The organism is candidate division KSB1 bacterium (assembly GCA_034506395.1).
GTDB lineage: Bacteria > Zhuqueibacterota > Zhuqueibacteria > Thermofontimicrobiales > Thermofontimicrobiaceae > Thermofontimicrobium.
Genome location: JAPDPQ010000002.1, coordinates 45386 through 63976, shown reverse-complemented (window position 1 = coordinate 63976; position 18591 = coordinate 45386). Strand labels below are relative to the sequence as shown.

5 protein-coding genes are annotated in these 18591 nt (G+C 48.4%); all 5 read right to left on the bottom strand.

The features are described from left to right. Complete coding sequence (locus tag ONB37_01700; protein ID MDZ7398855.1) at positions 1–2673, bottom strand: dockerin type I domain-containing protein; 2673 nt, start codon at positions 2671–2673, stop codon at positions 1–3. A 12-nt stretch (positions 2674–2685) separates the two neighbouring features. Beyond that, positions 2686–5343, bottom strand: coding sequence for an FG-GAP-like repeat-containing protein (locus tag ONB37_01695; GenBank protein MDZ7398854.1), 2658 nt, complete (start codon positions 5341–5343; stop codon positions 2686–2688). 405 nt (positions 5344–5748) lie between these two features. Further along, entirely contained in the window at positions 5749–7200 is a 1452-nt protein-coding gene (locus ONB37_01690; protein MDZ7398853.1) for a B12-binding domain-containing radical SAM protein, read from the bottom strand. Between the two features lie 224 nt (positions 7201–7424). Further along, positions 7425–16028 carry a GDSL-type esterase/lipase family protein gene (locus ONB37_01685; protein ID MDZ7398852.1) on the bottom strand — a complete coding sequence of 2868 codons (8604 nt, stop codon included), beginning with the start codon at positions 16026–16028 and terminating at the stop codon, positions 7425–7427. A gap of 811 nt (positions 16029–16839) precedes the next feature. Then, positions 16840–18531 carry a hypothetical protein gene (locus ONB37_01680; GenBank protein MDZ7398851.1) on the bottom strand — a complete coding sequence of 564 codons (1692 nt, stop codon included), beginning with the start codon at positions 18529–18531 and terminating at the stop codon, positions 16840–16842. Between the last annotated feature and the right edge of the window lie 60 nt (positions 18532–18591).

Genomic DNA, 18591 nt, shown 5'->3' with positions numbered 1-18591 from the left:
TTATTTTAGCTTGATCAATTTAATTATGCTCTCCTTGGCATCGCACTGAAATCTGGCGAAATAAACGCCACTGGATAGCTCGTTGCCACTGTCGTCCGCCCCGTCCCAGAACACTTGATGTACGCCCGGCAGCAAAAATCCCAGATCAAAACAGCGCACCGCTTTTCCCAATACATCATAGATCATCAGCTTCCCCTTACCAGCCATATTATTTTTAAAGATGAGAGTGGTGCTTGGATTAAATGGATTGGGCTGACTGATCAATGTTGCTTCTGTTGCGATGTTTAGGCCATTCTTGTCAACCATGAAAATTAATGTCTCCTCAGGCGGGAATCGGACATCATTGACGCGAATTACAGTCATTTTCAGGCGGGCTAAATTAGTGTTATTCAAATTCACAAGCTTAAATTGCAATCGAGCGATCTCTCCCTGAAAGTGCACGGGAGTCGCACTAAAGAGAGCGATTTTTATCAAGCCTGGCACATTAGCGTTCAGTACCAATGAGAAATTTTTTGTGACCTCAGTTCGGTGAAGCTCAAGAAATTGCAGTTGCGTTGGATCAAACTCGAACTGGATATCGACAGATCTGGCATTGGCGAAATCATTGATCGTCAATGGGATCGAAGGTCGCGAATTGAATAACGTGACAATGCTACTTGGCAATATCGAATTCCCAGTATTTTTGGCTGCAATAGTGGTATGAGTTTGCCAATTGCCATCTACATCGCCCAATAGCAGCCCAATAAAATTTTCTTGCAGAAAGGATTGTCCCAAATTGGAGTACCATCGGCTCTCTGGATCGAAACGGAATTCGCCCACATGAGAAGATTCCAGTGCAGGAAGGTCGACAGCATAGCGGGCGATCTGCGCCGCATCGAACATCTGAATTACGCCATTTTGATCGACATCGGCTGCTTTTCGGGACCAATTTGAAAGCGTATCTATTCCGATGGCATGGCTGGCTACCCTTGCCGCGTCATAGGCTGAAATCGCATAGTCTTGATTCCCAATCGGACCCGCTTTTGTAGCGGCGATTCGATAATTCCCATTCGGCTTGAGCCAAAGAGAATAACGGCCCATTCGGTCGCTCAAAGTGCTATCAGCCACATTGCCAGTGACCGTCAATTTCGCATCAGAGATTGGCTGGAAATGGGAGTAATAAACAATTGTTCCAGAGATATGATAAGCGATATCTTTGCCATAAAAGAAAAATATTTTTCCGCCCCAATGAGCACCAGTGCTGTTAAATGGTCCTGAGGCGATAAAATCATGACCATGATCGCCATTCACATCGCCCACATCCGCCACCTGCCAGCCAGCACACGTAATGGAATCTGGCCCCCAGAAGTAATAATCGCTATTTTCCAGATCGGCGTCATGCTGCCAACCACCAGGTCGACCTTTGATCACATAGACTTTGCCGGCATGTGGAATATCAATGCTATTAAGGTAGCGAGCACCGATTAATAGGTCGTCATAGCCATCACCATCATAATCTTTCAATCCTGAGGTACAGAAGCCGGTATGCGTCTCCACGTCCTCTCCTCGGAACGAAGCGTCGGCAGTCTTCAAAGAGATATCGCTCTCAGTCCAGCGTTTTCTACCTAAGACCACATAAATTTTGCCCCCATTGAAATAGGCCTGAATAGCTGAAATCATGAAATCTGGATAGCCATCATGGTTAACATCATTCGCTGCGCTGATCCATGAGCCGGCGTAATCGCCATCAACCTCGCCCCAGAATTTAGAGTCAGCATTCCGCAGATCAAAATCGAGCCCCCAATCGACGGCTGGTCTACCCAATATTAAACAGGCGACATTAGCTCCAGGCACGCCAATCACAAAATCTGGTGTGCCATCCTGATTCACATCGCCCACTCCAGCGACCGAATAGCCGGTCAACGCTTGTTCGGCTGGAAACACGAAAGATGCCACGGCTTTTTTCGCCACCAGATGATTGCCATCCCAACCCTGGGCAGCACCCAAAATTAAATACGCCTTGCCATCCCATTTTTGATATTGATTGCGATAAGGTGCGCCACAGATGATGTCGTCATACCCATCATGATTGATGTCACCGACGAAAGAGACCGCATAGCCAAATTGATCCAGGGGCTTTTCGCCCACGATTTTCACATCGGCGGAGGCCTCCAATTGATAATCTTTGCCCCAATCCATTTCCTTTTTCCCAAACACCAGATAAGCCCATCCTGGAGTTTCGGGCATTCGATCCCAGGTGCCTGGCGCACCGATAATCATATCGCTCAGTCCATCGCCATTGAAATCGCCTTTGCCCGCCACACAATAACCGACCATATCGTAATCTTGGCTGCCTCGAAATACTGCTGTTGCTGCGGCTTCGATATCGACATTCATTCCCCATCGCTGATTCAATGCGCCGGTGATCAAATACACCCCACCAGAATTCCAACCGTGAAGATAGTTGTGATATGCGGCTACCATAAAATCGCTGAACCCGTCGCCATTGACATCCCCAGCCCCGGCCATAGAATAGCCGCACCGCTCGTTGGCGTTCTTGCAAATGAAGGTTGCGTCTGGATAAATCTGGCCCAAAACCGCTTGATCTCCATTTTGTCCCGCAACGCCTTTGATCAGCATCAAGTTCATCAAAAGTATCAAAACATACTTCTCAAACCAAATTCTTCCAGTCATGAATTACTCCCCCTATTGCATATAGATGAGCTTAATCTGCTCCGATCCTGATGGATGGTCCATTCTCGCAATGTAAATTCCTGAGGCAACAGCGGCTCCATTTCTATTTTTTCCATCCCAATTCACATGATATTTGCCTGGCGCTACCGTCTCATCGATCAGTGTATTCACTTCTTCTCCAAGCAAATTATAAATGGTCAATCGAATCTTACCAGTATGCGGAACCGCAAATCGTATGAGAGTTGTGCCATTGAAGGGATTGGGATAATTTTGAAGGAGCTCGAACCGTTGCGGCAAATTAGATAAGGGTTCAGCACCCGCCAACTTTACCCTCGCAGCGAAACATTGCTGATTCACTGCAAAATGATCGATCTGAAGCTGGCAAGCGTTATCGATCGGCTTGATCGTTTCAAAAACGAAAACCAAAATAGGCCCATGGGCAACAATAGATTGTAGGCCAAAGCCAGCCGCCTTCACCTGTCCGCTGAGTTCAGAATTGACAGCTAATTGAAAATTAGCGATCTTTGTTGAAGGTTCAACCGCCTTCAATTTTAAGAATGCTTGGGGATAGCTGATGTGGAGATCGAAAGAGATCATGGAGAAATCGAAATTTAATTCTATGGGCAACCGAAGCTCATCGCCATTGACAACAGCCTGAAATTGCAGCCCCGTGCTACCATCTTCGCTTTTTGCCAACCCAGAGCCAGGCGCCCGCCAGTTGCCGTCCACATCACCTCTAACAAAACCAACGTAGTTCTGGTTTGAATAATGGTGGGTAACGGAATCATAAGTCATGCTGGAAGGGGTAAAAACCCATTGGCCAGCATAAGTGTTCGGCAATGCTGGTAATTGCACGGCGCAGCGGAGTGTGTTTGCGGCATCGTACATACTGACCTTGCCATCGTTATTCACATCACCAGCTTCGCGATGGATGGTATCGGGCACAGACAATTTCACTGCCATTTGAGCGATCAACGCCGCATCATAAGCGCTGACGGCTGATCCCAGATCGCTTCTGATCAGTTTTTCCATGGCAACGGTGTGATCGTGCTTGCCGCGCACTAAAATTTGATAGCGACCCAGTCCATCGGTGGTATCAGCGGCAACAGCAAGCGTATCCAATTTCACCATCACTTGAGGAATGGGTTGGCCAGTTCGATGATAGGTCACCTGTCCTGAAATTTCATAGGGCACCTCCTGGCTGGTGAACAGATATACCTTGCCGTTCCATTTTTGTATGTCGCTGTTGAACGGCGCGCTAATCACATAATCGGCGAGGCCATCCGCGTCAAAATCGCCGGCCGAAGCGACCGCATACCCAATGCCCTCAGGACTTCGCTCACAAAAATCTGGCACAGTAGTCAAGGAAACATCTCTTTGCCAGCCAGAGGCTTTTCCTTTGATGAGATAGGCTTTACCATTAACTGGGCCATTTTCATCTTTATAAGTCCCAACCAGGATATCGCCGAAACCATCACCATTGACATCCCCGGCCATCGCCAATCCCCATCCGGCTTGGTCGCCTGGTTGCTCACCATAATATGAGGCATCGGCGTTATTGAGAGAGATCTCCGAGACGCCCCAGCCGCCTCTCTTGCCGAACAACACATAGACCATTCCAGAGCGAGTTCCGTGATCGCTATTTTGCGTGGCCGAGATCAACAGATCGGAGATGCCATCGCCATTGACATCACTGCCCCCCGCTACCCGCCAACCCACACCTTCCTTCGACCATCGGTTCTCGCCATAGATTATCACATCTGCATTTTCCAGATCAAAATTTTTCCCCCAATTGACTTTGGGTCGTCCATACAGGACAAACACGTGACTGGCTCCATAAGCGCCTATTGCGAAATCTGGGATCCCATCGACATTCACATCTCCAATTCCCGCCACTGAGTAACCAGTTTTAGCACTGCTTACCTCGTAAATAAATGTCGCATCTGCGTAGGCTAAATAATCCGTCTTAAGCCATGGCGTGGCTCGCCCTAAAATGAGGTACACCTGGCCCTGATCCACATACTTCCCATTACGAAATGGTGCACCAACCAAAAAATCATCATATCCATCACCATTCAAATCGCCAATATAGGCTACTGATAAACCAGCGAGGTCTTGATTGCCTTCGCCCTCATAAATCGCATCGCAATTGTCATACAAGCGGAAATAATAGCCCCAATTGGCTTTTTTGCGGCCGAACAAAATATAAACCCGTCCAGGCATATAAGGCACCTTATCATTGCCAGCCGGAGCGCCGATGATCATATCGTCCAGACCATCGCCGTTCAGGTCGCCGTTACAAGCCACCGAATACCCAGCCGCATCATATGCTTGCTGGCCCAACAGCCGAGCATCTGCATGATTGACGGTATCGTTCATTGTCCAGCGGAGATAGCGGTGACCCAAAAATAGATAAACGGCCCCTGCGTCGGCTCCCATCACAGCGTTGTGAAAGGTGCCAATCAAAAAGTCGTCAAATCCATCCCCATTAACATCTCCAGCTCCGGCCACCGCGTAGCCGATCCGCTCAATGTATTCCCGACCATAAAATGATGCTACTGGGATCATGCTCCCAGAATTTGAATCAATTGGTTCCGTTTGACCGAATATCATCATCGACCAACTGAGCAACCAGCTCAAAGCAATGCCAATTACTCTGCAGCGTTTCATAATGCTCCCCACAAAATTTAACTATCACTGATTCATCTCATTCTTGTAGCAAAGGGCGATTCTACTTTTCCAACCGCTCTCCGTTCGGCCGTATTGATTTGGTTGCTGGTTTTTATCCTAACATCCGAAAGTTTTCGGACAGCCTGTTAAAATTGACGCAGCATCCCCCGCAAGCGTGTCTCGCTTCCTGACCGAATTTACTCTGCATGATCCGCTACTCCGCGGCGGCGAAACCAGCAAACTTCAATGATTGTTGTTTCGATCGAATACGACTCCCACCTCTCGGTAGATCAAGACCGATCCGATCATGAGAGCGGATCACCCAGCGGTGAATATGGTTTCTGCCGGTTGGCTTAACTGCCTAACATACGATCAAATAGTCGAGGCTGCGGAGGGAGAAGCCAGTTATTTTTTGATGGTATGCACCAGAAATTCGGCGGCTGCCCCCATAAGCTCGAAGAATTGACGTGGCGATCTGATTTTTGGCAGATTGAAATCGATATTCTCACGTTTGAGGATACGCCAGATCTGCTTTGGTCGCAGATAAAATTTGGCATGGGCCATCTTCTGCAGTTTGGCCAGTTCGGCCATGGTGCGGCCTTTGGGGATATAGAACGCTTGCGTATCGCTCAGCCCAGCCGCGGTATTGATTTTCGACCAATCGCCGGTTACCTGAAGCCCCTCTGCAATGGCCATGTTCAACAATTCGGTGCCCGGATATGGCACTGCAAGATTGAATTTAGCAATATCGAGCGGCAGCCGAAGTGCAAAGTCAATGGTCGCCAGCGATTCCTCACGCGTCTCTGTGGGCAACCCGAGCATAAACGATCCCCGCGTCTTGATACCCACTTGATGCGCCAGATTCACTGCTTTTTCGATTGTTTCGATCTTTAAGCTTTTCCCGATCAAATCCAATAGCCGCTGTGTGCCTGTCTCGATGCCAAAGCTGATATATTCACAGCCGGCCTCCCGCATTAGCTCCAGCAGGGGCTGATCCACCGCATCTGCGCGGGTCTGGCACAACCATTTGGTATATTTATGATAGCCGCGCTCGATCAGCAGGTTGCAAATTTGGCGGGCTCGATCTTTTTTCACCACAAAGTTATCATCAGCGAAGCTGAAGAATCTTGCCCCATAATTATTGACCACATTATCCACTTCGTGGATCACCCGCTGCGGACTATTAAAGCGATATTTGTACCCGGAGATGCTGCGCGCTGAGCAAAAAACGCACTTGTACGGACAGCCTCGTGACGTGAGAATCCATTCGATCACATAACTGCTGTGAAAATCCGTCAACAGCTTCCAATTGACTGGTGGAAATACATCCAGATCTTTCTCATAGGCGCGTTGTCCAGTATGATAATACCCTCCATTGAGTCGATACGAGATGCCATCTATTTTGCTGATGTCCCCCTTATGCTCCAATGCTTGCAAATATTCCAGCATGGTAAACTCGCCCTCACCGCGCACCACTAAATCCACATTGACATCCCGAAGCGTCTCCTCGGGCAGGACAGTCGGATGAATGTTTCCCATCACGACTTTGATTTCTGGATTGACCTTTTTAATATCGGCTGCGATCTCATGGGCGCGCGCCATCCCCGGGGTGGTACAAGTGAAACCGATCACGCCAGGGTGAAACTCATTCACCAGCGCCTGAATGCGTTGCTCATCCAGCCATTCGATCTGCTCATCAAATAGCCTGACTTCGTATCCCTGGCTTTCTAAAAAAGTACCCAAAAAAACGATGCTCAATGGCACCGATGGAGTCAACATCATGCTGACCAATTTGCCATATTTCTTCTCTTTGTCGATCGCTGGATTGACCAGCAAGATCCTTTTGTAATTCGTCATTTCTCCTTGCATTACTTCTGCCTTTCTCAATTTTCCCCTAAGGAACTTGCTCAAAATAAACTTCCTCCGGCTGGGCAAGAATAGTCTCATATCCGACCGGAGGAAATAAATCATTTCAGATCGTATTCAAAATCGCCCCGACACTTGCTTTAGGCATGTCGTTCCAATAAGCTTCTGTTCCGATGGCGCAAAAGGAGATCATGGCCGAGGCGATTTAATATCAATTATCTTACAAGCACCATCTTCTTCACTTCATTAAAAGACGGTGTGGTCATGCGATAATAATATACGCCCGAAGTCACCATGCCACCCGAATTATCCAGACCATTCCAAATCACTGAATGATAGCCGGCGGGCTTTATTTCATCCACCAATGACCTCACCTCCTGCCCCAGCATGTTATAAATCACGATCGTTACATGAGTCTGCTCTGGTAGTTGGTATTCGATCATTGTGCTGGGATTGAATGGATTAGGATAATTTTGGGCCAATTTGAATGATTTCGGCCGTTCAACCATCACGGTAATGGGATCATGTTGCGTTTTTTCTCCACTAATGGAGACGTCTTCCAGTTTATAAGAGTAGGTTTCACCCACCTCGATGGACCGATCCACATAACGATATTTCTTGGTCCCATCAGATTTGATCAACTGCAAATTGATCTGTTGATAGTCCCGATCCGAGGCCGACTTTCGTAACAAGTTGAATCCGGCATGGGCCACTTCAACCGTAGTTTCCCACTCCAATTCCACGACATGCCGATCCGTCACGCGACCCGAGAAACTTGCCAATTGAACCGGTGTTTTCACATACAGCGCCCAACTGCGCTCCACCGTGTCGTAACCATCTGACACAACAACTTTAATTTGATGGCTGCCAACGATATTATCCGCGACATAGAAATCGTAGTTACTCTTCGCGCTGACGAACACGTTATTATCGTACCAGGAATAGCTGATCGGATCGTAATCAGGATCGCTCACCTGGACCAGGAATCGGAACGTCTCTCCGATATTTTTGTGGCCGACTAAATTGATGCTGATGGGCTCATAATAAGTGATTTGCGGGGGACGATTGACGTTTTCCACGATGATCGTCACCGGTTCGTCGTCGAAACCGCCTTTGTTATCCCAGGCCATGAAATGAATCACATGTTTACCAGCCTGGAAATAGTTGGGTGTCCAGTTAAACTGCCGACTTCCTAACGAATCAAACATGGCACCCTGCGGCAGGTTTCGGATCCCATACCGAATCGCATCGTTATCGCCATCGGTGGCATTGACCTTAAAATTGATATTTTGATTTTCCCGGATTGTTGCGGTTGGAATCGGATCGAACAACGGGAATTTGTTGGTGACACCAGTGGCTTTGAACTCGATTGGTGATCCCTTCAGACCATTGTTGATCGCCCATACCTTATAGCTGGTACCAGTCATATTCCCCAATTGAAATCGCGCAGAAGCAACGCCATTCTCATTGCTATAAACTGTGCGATCCAGCACCACACCATTCCCTTCGATCATCACAAACGAGATGGGAATATTTTGGCCGCCAGCAGGATTGCCATATTGATCCAGCACCACCACTGAGAGCGGATAGACCAATTCTCGCTCAATCGTCCCTTGCTGGTTGTTGCCAGCATACTCCTTCATCTCAACAGCGGCAGCGGCGACCGCATAGACCTTGATGATCAGCCCGTCTCCGATCAAACCTGGAGCCGCAGCGATGATTTCGATCTCGCCCATGGTCGTGCCCACGTTGATCGTCAACGAGGCAATCCCATCTGGGCCGCTGGCGATCGCACTGGGACCGCTAATCGTGGCATCCCCTTTATTGATTGCGAAATTCACCGTGTATCCAGCTACTGCATTATCGAAAATATCGGTGACTTTCACTTGAATCCCGCTGATACGACCACCCACGGGACCGGTCTTGCCTTCACCAGCCCATTTGACGATCTTGGCCGCTTTTCCAGCAACTCCTTGGGCAGTAAATCCCTGGGGTGAGCCTGTCAATCCTGGCGCGCTGGCCGAGGCGACGTTTGACCCTGCCTGTTTGCCAAGCGTAAATACGGCAATTGCCTCACCAAATGGGTTAGAACGAACGATCAGCGATGGTTCTCCGCTGAAATTGCCTCCACCAAATTCCACATTGAATTTCACTGGATGATCAAAAATGGGGTCATTATTCTTGTCCACCACCTTCACCACCAGCGGTTTGTCCAATGGCAGACCAGCCGTCCCAGTCTGCAAATCACCGCTCACCTTTTTCAAAGCTGAGGCAGTATTGCTGCGTCCAGTCGCGATATAACGGACGTTCCCTGAACCAGCTAATCCCTCTGCCACCGCCTTGGCGCGGTTCACCTCGATCGATGGACCCAATACCCAATTGGCAGCAGCAATGCCATTCTGATCCGTATAGATAAAGGGCTGCTTCAACTGTTGATGCTCCCAAATATAACCACCGCCCTCATAAACCTCAAACTTCACCGGATGACCCTGGATGGGATTGCCATTCACATCCAGAACCACCGCTTTGATGGGATCTTTTACCGCGGTTCCGAAATTAGCGATTTGGTCCGTGCCAGAAACGTAACCGATACTATGTGCGGCCAATGGCGTAAATCTCACTGACGCTGTATCCTCCAGATTGATGCCATCAGTAATGTCACGGATTCTGACGACTTTGACCTCAGCCTTCTTCGAAGCCAGATAGCCCAACGCCTTCCCAGTGGCATCAGTGGGATCAAAGAACCCGGATTGGACATTGTTGCTTCCAGTGACGCTCAGAAATCCTACCACTTTATTGGAGATCTTGTTGCCCCAATCGTCCTGCAGGATCACCGTAATGGTCGATTTCGTTTCACCATCGGCTGGAACCGGGCTGGTGGCACTGACCACCGAATTTTTGGCGCTCACCGCACCTTCCTTGGTTTCGACCACAAAGGTTCGCGGTGAACCATTGAGCTCCACCTGATTCCACGATCGTGCCCTGACTACATTTTGCAGCCCAGCGACCGGACCCGGATAGTAATACACCTGCGATAGTCCATTGGCATTGGTATTCACGGTCTTCACCGAATCTGTTAGGCCATCGAAGGTACCACCGCCTTGGACAACCTCCCATTGCACAGGATGATCCGAGACAGGGTTGCCATTGCGATCTTTCACTTTAACAACGAATGGCTGGGCTAACGCTTGTCGTACCGGGCTCCGTGGTTGGTTAGCACCGGAAACCGTCTCCAGCGTATGGGCAGCACTATGGGTGCCTGAAGCATAAAACGTCATCGGCGAATTGGTCAAATGCGTCTGAGTCCCAGGCTTATAAGCAACCACCTCTACCGTGTTGTTGTTTTGACCAGAAACGCGACCTACCGTTAATACGACCTGGGCTTTCCCGTCTTTGTCCGTGTTCTTGGTCACGGTCTTCTTCGTGGAATCACCGTCCAGAAAACCCCCGCCACTCTTGACCGTGAAAGTCACAGGATGGCCAGAGATTGGGTTCCGGTACACATCTCCCACCATTACCACCAGCGGGTTCTCCAGCGGGCTTCCGACCACAGTCCGTTGATAATTACCGCTGACTTCCACCAACTCATTGGCTCCGCCAATCGTTGCTGACGCTGTGAATCGAACTGGCGACCCAGTTAACGCTTTGCCTTTGTAACTGGCACTGGCTTCGACAACATGGTTATTGGTGCCAGGCGTCGGCCCCAAGGTGAAAATCACTTGCGCTTGATAAGTACTGGTATCCGTTTTTACAACCACAACAGAGTCGCTATTCACCTTGCCCTTGCCTTGAACAACTTTGAAAGTGACGTCGACATAAGGGATCGCCTTGCCGCGCTGATCCACCACTTTAACAATCAGCGGTTTGGGCAGTGCCGTGCCTACTGTGCCAGTTTGATTATTGCCATCTACATATTTTAATTCTGTCAGTTCGGCCACTTGAACCGTGTAGGTAATCGGCGAGCCAGTCAGGCCAGTGGCGATCGCTTTGGCAATCGATGCTACCCCAGGTTTATTCCCTGGATAAAAGATCGCTTGTGCAATCCCTCTGCTATCCGTGTTCGCGACAACCTCCTTGAACGTGTGACCATTGAACGTGCCAGGATTATCGCCGCTGGTCGATGAGAAGGTCACTGGGTACCCACCCACTGGGTTGCCGTAATTGTCCTTAACGTAAACCGCCAAGGTATCATCCAACGGAACGCCAGCCGAGCCATTGAGGTTGATGGGCGTCTTTGATTGCAGCGAGGTGACTACGCCCGCTGTCGCATTGAAATTGACTGGCGAACCAGGCAATGCCTTGGCAGTTGTGCCAGTCGCTTTCAGACTTAGTGACACATCATCAATGCGAACGCTGTGAGCGGTCTGACCAGCATACGTTTCGAATATCACCCGATATTCATCGCCGGCATTCAGCGTGGTAAATGTCAAAGAATAGAGCTTATAATCAGCGGTCAATGCAAATTTGTTCGAGAAAGCGGTCGTTTCCCATTGGTTCTTTTCACCATTCCACCAGTGACCGGTCGACTGATTCTTGATCGCCACGCCAAAATTAGTGGCGCCGCTGATCTTGCCCCAGAACGATACCGTGTATTCCTGACCAGGATATAGTTTCACAGTCTGCCGAATGCGGACGTCGTTATCGTTTTTTTGCAACAAACATGCATGAGATCCACCGTGGACCGAAGCGGTCTCATCTTTGATACTGGAAGTACCAGATATCTCTTCGTCCCAATTGGCGAAGACATCAGCGCCGCCAGCACCGAGGGTTTCAAATCCACTATTCAACAACACCTGCCCGCCGTAATAGGACTCTACCTTAACCGTATTCACCACCCCAGCGGTCTGGCCTAATGTCAAATAGACCTGCGCCGTGCCTTGGGGATCTGTCCGCTTGGTCACCGTACGATTGGTCGTGCCGTCGAGATAGCCGTTGCCAGCAGTTACCGAGAACTTCACCTCATGGTCGCCAATGGGATTGTTATAATTATCGGTCACTTTGACGACGAAGGGATTGCTCAATTGCATTCCAGCCGCGCCAGTCTGATTGTTGCCACTCACTTGGATTAAAGTATCTGGCATGTCTGGAATGGCCGTAGCATTGAAATCTATTGGCGTCATCGCAGCTCCACCAGTACTCGAAGTCGCCTGGACCGTGTTAGTTCCTGCAATAAACCCAAGGATCAGTTTGACCGCGGCAGTCCCATCGCTGCCAGTCAGTACATCTAACGATGGTGCCCCAGCGGCAGCTTCTATCGCCGCAACCGAGCCTGCCGATTCACCTAATTGTTCACCATTAAGCCCCACGGGGACGAGGCTACCGCCGCCCCCAGTGACTTGAAACTTGACGTTGTGGTTCACCACTGGATTACCGGCATTGTCGAGGATTTTCACCTTCAATGGGTTCAGCAGGGTGGTCCCCACTTTGCCAGATTGAGAATTGCCGCTATGATATTGCATGGTCTTGGCGATCCCTGACGTCGCTGTCGCAGTAAACGTAATGGGTGGCAGCGTCCCAAAACTGGCCACGACTTTATTGGTAGCGGACTCGGTGCCAAGCGTCAAATAAGTGGATGCTTTCCCATTGGCATCCGATTTCACCTTATGAACCGTTTGTCCATTGGTTAAGAATCCATCGCCTTCGGTGATGGTGAAAGTGATTTCATAATTCGCGGCAGCGTTATTATATTTGTCTTTGAGCGCCACCTCGAACGGCTGTGCCAATTTCTGTCCGCCGACACCATTCACGTTGGTCGCTGTTGTGGCGACCATACTCGTGGGGATATCGGCATTGCCGTTGATCACAAAAACCACTGGAGCACCGTTCAGCGTATAAGCTGGTGCGATCGCCTCCACCCGATTTTCCCCAGCCACGGTGCCGAGCGTGTACTGCGCCCGTGCTTGACCATAGGAATCGGTGATGTACTGTTGAACTTGTTCCAATCCAGAGGGAACATAGCTGTAATTATTGGACAACAAAATCTTATCGATCCAAGTCCCCGTCCCTGAACGTTGCGTTATCGTCAGTTTATGGTTGCCTTTGGTCAGTGTGAACGTGGCGATGTCGCCATTTTTAGCACGATCGGTCACCACGCGCCACACCCAGGGACCTGGCTCATATTCTTGATAATCCCAGACACCATCAGGCGGAGGCGGATCGCCGGTCGCTGAAATCGTTGGCTTCCCATCTACCTGAACGAACAACGAATGGCGCTGATTATCTTGCAATGCAATTCGGCACCAGATTACATAAGTTCCAGCCTCTTTGACATAGAAGGTGTGTTCGATCTTTCCCTCTAAGGGGACTCCACCATTGGGCGTTACATATTGGCTATTGGACGCGCCAGGATCCACCCCGATCTCCATTGGGCTCTGAATCACCGATGCCTTTTCGGCCTCAAGCCGCACATAATTGTCCGTGCTCTGGAGATCGACTTTGCCACCGCCCTGTGTCACTGTGAAATCTACATTGACGCCTGATATGGGATTACCACTTTTATCTGTGATTCGAACAATCAATGAATCGGCCAAGGGTTTTCCAACGATCCCGGTCGGGGTATCAATCGGCTTGACCTTTTTCATTTCTGAAGGCGCGCCAACTGTGTTCACGGTAACAAATTTATCGACATTGTTCTCCAGGTTACCATGGAGCTCAATGCCCATGTAATAATCGGTGCCATTGCTATAAGTTTTATTGGGATCATTAATACGACCATAAAATTTCTCATTCACATAATAGTCGAAATGATGACCACTGGCATCGCTGCTGACAGCCACCTTAAACACGTCTCCAGGGCCAGGTTTCTTTAGGCCTGTTGCGGTATAAGTGCCCAAAAAGGTCTCTGGTGTCCCTGCCTTATGGGTGAACAAATAGAGCACAGGATTATCCCCCACCTGCGTTCTAATCCAGGCCATATAGCCATTGGCCGTGGTATAATTATCGCTATCCAGCATTAAGGCCAGGGCACCTTTATCGATCCCTTCGGAAGTCGCGTTAGCCGACCAGGTAATTGATGCTTCGATGGGATTCACGTTGGCCTTAAATACCGCCAATTGCCCCCAATTATTGACCGTCGAAGTGTTATCCAATTCTCCATTTTTGATCACATATGAGGGATTAGCGCTCCACAAGGTATTGAGCGTATTGGGATCGCTAAAATCATCACTCTTTTGCAGCGCAGCGCCGCCGACGGTCGTCGCATCGACTACATTGGACAATAGCGACCAATTGTATTCCTCATCCGCAGTTTTGATTCCGAAGTAATAGCGCTTGTTGCTTTCCAGCCCCATCACCACAAAGCTCTCGGTTGAACCAGGGGCTTTGGGCATGTCGATATTGGTCGCCTTTTTCGCGCTGTTCCAATTCGCATCAGTCAACGCGGAGGTGGAATAACGAATATCATAGAAAGACGCCCGATCGCTGAGGCTGTCATCCCCAGGTGCTGTCCAGGTTAGCGTCACAGATGTACCCGAAGTCGATGATACTGCTAAGTTCTTGATCTTTGCTGGCGGCGTGATATCACCAACAATCACCAGATTGAAATTGTCGACATTATTTTGCAAAGAAACACCGTTCATGCTACCTCGGATCATCACCCCAGCATACAACTCGGCTTCATTTCCGCGTTTCTTATCATAATCGGAAACCGTTCCAATATAATTGCCATCAAGATAGCAATGGAAATGATGGGCAACGGCATCAGAAGATAGCTTAACAGTAAAGACTTGACCTGCTTTTGGTTGTTTACCTGGGACCTCAACATGAAGGTCTTCGCTTGGAGCGCCGTTCACAATCGTCCATAAATCCAGCGTGCCATCCTGTTCAACGCGCAACAGATAACCATTGGCGGTTGTAGAGGGTTTATTCAATTTCAGCGCCAATCCGCCATTTTCGATCCCCAGTGCATCGGCGTTTTGGCCCCATCGGATCGAAACCTGGCCAGGGTTGGTCACAGCTTTATATATGGCCATCATGTTCCAGCCGCCATCGTTGCTGGTGTTCTCCAGTTCCCGCTGTCCCGGGGCAACTGTCACCAGTGAAAATGCTGGGTCGTATTCCCATGCGATGCCGATCTCGGAGCGATTGAAATTATCAATGACCAACGTACCATCATTTTTGATGACGTTCATAATGGCGCTCCAAAACAGCTCGGCCATCAGGGTGTAACCTGTATCGTTGGGATGCAAGCCATCAAATAGGTACTCTGTTGCCCAATTGGGGTTGGCGCGGAACAACTCGTTGTTGCCAACATAATAGATGCTATATCCAGCTTCTAATTTCTGCGTCACGATCCGCTTGATCCGTTTATTCACTTGGCTAGCCAAACTATCCCGGGTGGCATTGTCGCCGCGCGGCAGGATGCTGGATAGGAAAATCGTGATTCCACTGTTGACACTGTAAATTTTATCGCAAATGCTATTGATCTTATCTGCGATCGTCTCCACTGGGGTAAAACCAAGGTCATTCGTGCCAATATTCAATAGCACAAAATTAGGTGAGGCATTGGTCACCCAGGAGACAACATTATTGTTCACATATTCGACATTGGCGCCATCGTGACCCTCATGCTGTGGATCAGAAAATGAGCCATCGGATAAGCTACCGACAAAATCGGTATTGACATACTCGTCACTCAACTTCTGTTTCAGATCATCCCGATAACCGCCAGGGGTTGAGGAACCAACCACCCCCCGGGTGATCGAATCTCCTAAAGGCATCACTTTATAGGTCTGTCCCCAACCAAATTGCCATGTTGCCATCAAAATGACACTAACCATAACCACCATAACCGCAGTGCTGAAGTCATACGGTTTTTTCATTACAAACCTCCTCGTTAAAAGGTGCAGCGCCCCTGCGATTGATTTAAAATGAACTGTAGGGACATGAATAAATTTCTTGTTTAGAATTCTCCCATCAGCCTTCTGAGTGCTGCTCGTTATGCTTGGGTAAATTAGCCAATATTTTCGTTCCATGAGTCATTGCAGCCGCACAAGCCATTGTGCGTATTCTAAAATTCCGCAGCACTCGAATAGGACAAAGATGGGAGAACAATGCGAAAAAAGTTAATTCGCACATTCTTATCCATGAAAACAAGCAAATCTTATACCACTGGTCCAATAAAAATCGAGACCAATAAATCGTGCTCATTTTCAATGGCTTATCGCACGAAAATAACAGCCCAAAAATACAAAATTGTATTAGAACGAAACAATGTATTGCATCCAATCATGATCCTCATTCAAATTTTGGCACGATTTAATGGATCGTCAAATTAGGACCATCCGAAATGGCAAGTTTTCAGCCGCTGACCAAACCCTCTCGGAAAAAATATCAATTTTGAATGCCTAAATTGTAATTGGGGAGGAAAGTCTCGATAATGGAAATCGAACAACAGAAAAATTTAATCACCAAAAATTATTGTCATCCATCAATTGAAAGGGATAATCAGTTGATTCCCTGGGCAAGGGTCTAACGAAGATAACAATCGGAAAGACTGAAATTGGATGATGAACGATGATAAAACACGAGGAACAAATGTCCAGCTCACATCAGAACTTATCTTCGACGCTTAAAATCGCGTACACCATCTTATCTGAAAGTTTCGACTATTTCGGTAGAGCGAGCTATCACTTATAGAGGTTCCTTAAGAGCAATCACCCGATAGACTCCAGCCTCGGTATTATGATTTTTAAACTCGCGAATCGGTTCAAGCTGAAATTTTTGCATGGCAATTCGCTTTTCCAGCTTATTATGCACGATAAACACGCAATTCTCTGGAATTCCCAGCGTCAAACCCTCGGCGTGTTTGAATTCGATATCCCACCGTCCTAACACTTTGATCATGACATTGGAGTCCAAAATATTGATGACTTTCACATTCTCAGCGCGCTCGCGCAACGGCAGGAATCGGCGTTGGTTCATGGTAAGCCCAAGATATTCTTCCGAAAGCTGAAATACTTTCGCATTGGGTGGTAATTCCGAGGCGAGATATTCGAACATGCGCTTAAAATTTTGGTTGGTCTCGATGAGAATTTTGACCGCCTCCACCTTGGCGCTGATGATCGGCAAGCCAGGAACTCTCCAGGCAATTGTTCCAAATGAAATAATCCCCACAGCGGCCAACGTCAAAATCCCTCGCTCAAGCCGCGGCGAAATCAGCACATCGAATGCACTCTGAATTTTCACTGCAGATCGATAGAGCAGATATCCCAACACAATCGCCAAGGCAAACGCCGCCTCCAAGAAATAGGCATCATGATAAAAGTTAATGATGCTGAATAATGTCAATGAAACAGCGAACCAAACGATCACCGATTGCAGCGATCGATCGGCAATAAATAAATATGCAAGAGTCCCATAGAGCACGACCACAGCAATTGGCTGGATTTTTAATGCCATGAATGATATCATGAGGCTCAGCGGGATCGCCAATAGAGTGACCCACCGGGAGTTTATTTTGGGCCAGAGCCTTTGAACCGGGAGATTCGTTAGCCAGAATAGGAAAAGTGTAGAGATGATAATCACTCCCGGCAAATGACTGGTCATTAAATTAGTATAGAAGCTGAGCCGTTCCAGAATATATTGCCAGTACCCCGCCACGCTGAACGGCTGGCTCAAGATGGTGGCATGGCTAGAATTTTTAGTGAATGGGATCAGCAAATTGGGCACGCTGGCCATCAGAAAAATGGCGATCCGTTCCCAAAGGTTAAATTTGGATTCGCGCCAGCGCATGATAAAAAATACTATCACGATCGCTGTAAGGATCAACGCGGTGGTCTGCCGGTTCGTTGCTGGGATCAAAAACAGGAAGCCGAGTGCGATGGTCCGGAATTTACTCTGATTCAGGCCTTTGATGAACAAATAGAAAGTGATGAGCTCGAAGAAAAATCCAAACGGGACGACCACGTGAAAAGTGCCATAGAGGATAGATTGGAATGCAAGATGAAACACCGCCGCGCTCATCAAGCCAGCCAGCCGACTTCCACTGAGCAGCACTGCGATGCGATACATGAACACGATGGTTGTGATAACGAGGATTCCATTGATCAGATGGAAATAAAACGGTTCTGGACCAAAAATCTTCACCAGCAGCATAATATAAAGGGATTCAAATGGCCGATAATACCCACCCACGCCATTGTAGAAATTGTATTCGTCGAACCAAGGAGCTGGATCGAACGCATGAATAATGCCTTTCTTGAAATCCAACGCCCAGAGCAGGGTTCCTGCATCATCATATCGGAAATAGAGGTTCACACCAATCAATGGAATATACAATGACAACAAAATCACCAATAGCAAATAAGGATCAATCATCGCCATGAATTGGCTCAAAAGTTTGTTCGATGGTTTCGATCCCTGTATTTTTAAATCAGCAAACAT

Bases quoted from the DNA above. Each gene is read 5' to 3' on its own strand.
- ONB37_01700 (MDZ7398855.1), bottom strand. From the start codon at position 2,673: ATGACTGGAAGAATTTGGTTTGAGAAGTATGTTTTGATACTTTTGATG.
- ONB37_01695 (MDZ7398854.1), bottom strand. From the start codon at position 5,343: ATGAAACGCTGCAGAGTAATTGGCATTGCTTTGAGCTGGTTGCTCAGT.
- ONB37_01690 (MDZ7398853.1), bottom strand. From the start codon at position 7,200: ATGACGAATTACAAAAGGATCTTGCTGGTCAATCCAGCGATCGACAAA.
- ONB37_01685 (MDZ7398852.1), bottom strand. From the start codon at position 16,028: ATGAAAAAACCGTATGACTTCAGCACTGCGGTTATGGTGGTTATGGTT.
- ONB37_01680 (MDZ7398851.1), bottom strand. From the start codon at position 18,531: ATGGCGATGATTGATCCTTATTTGCTATTGGTGATTTTGTTGTCATTG.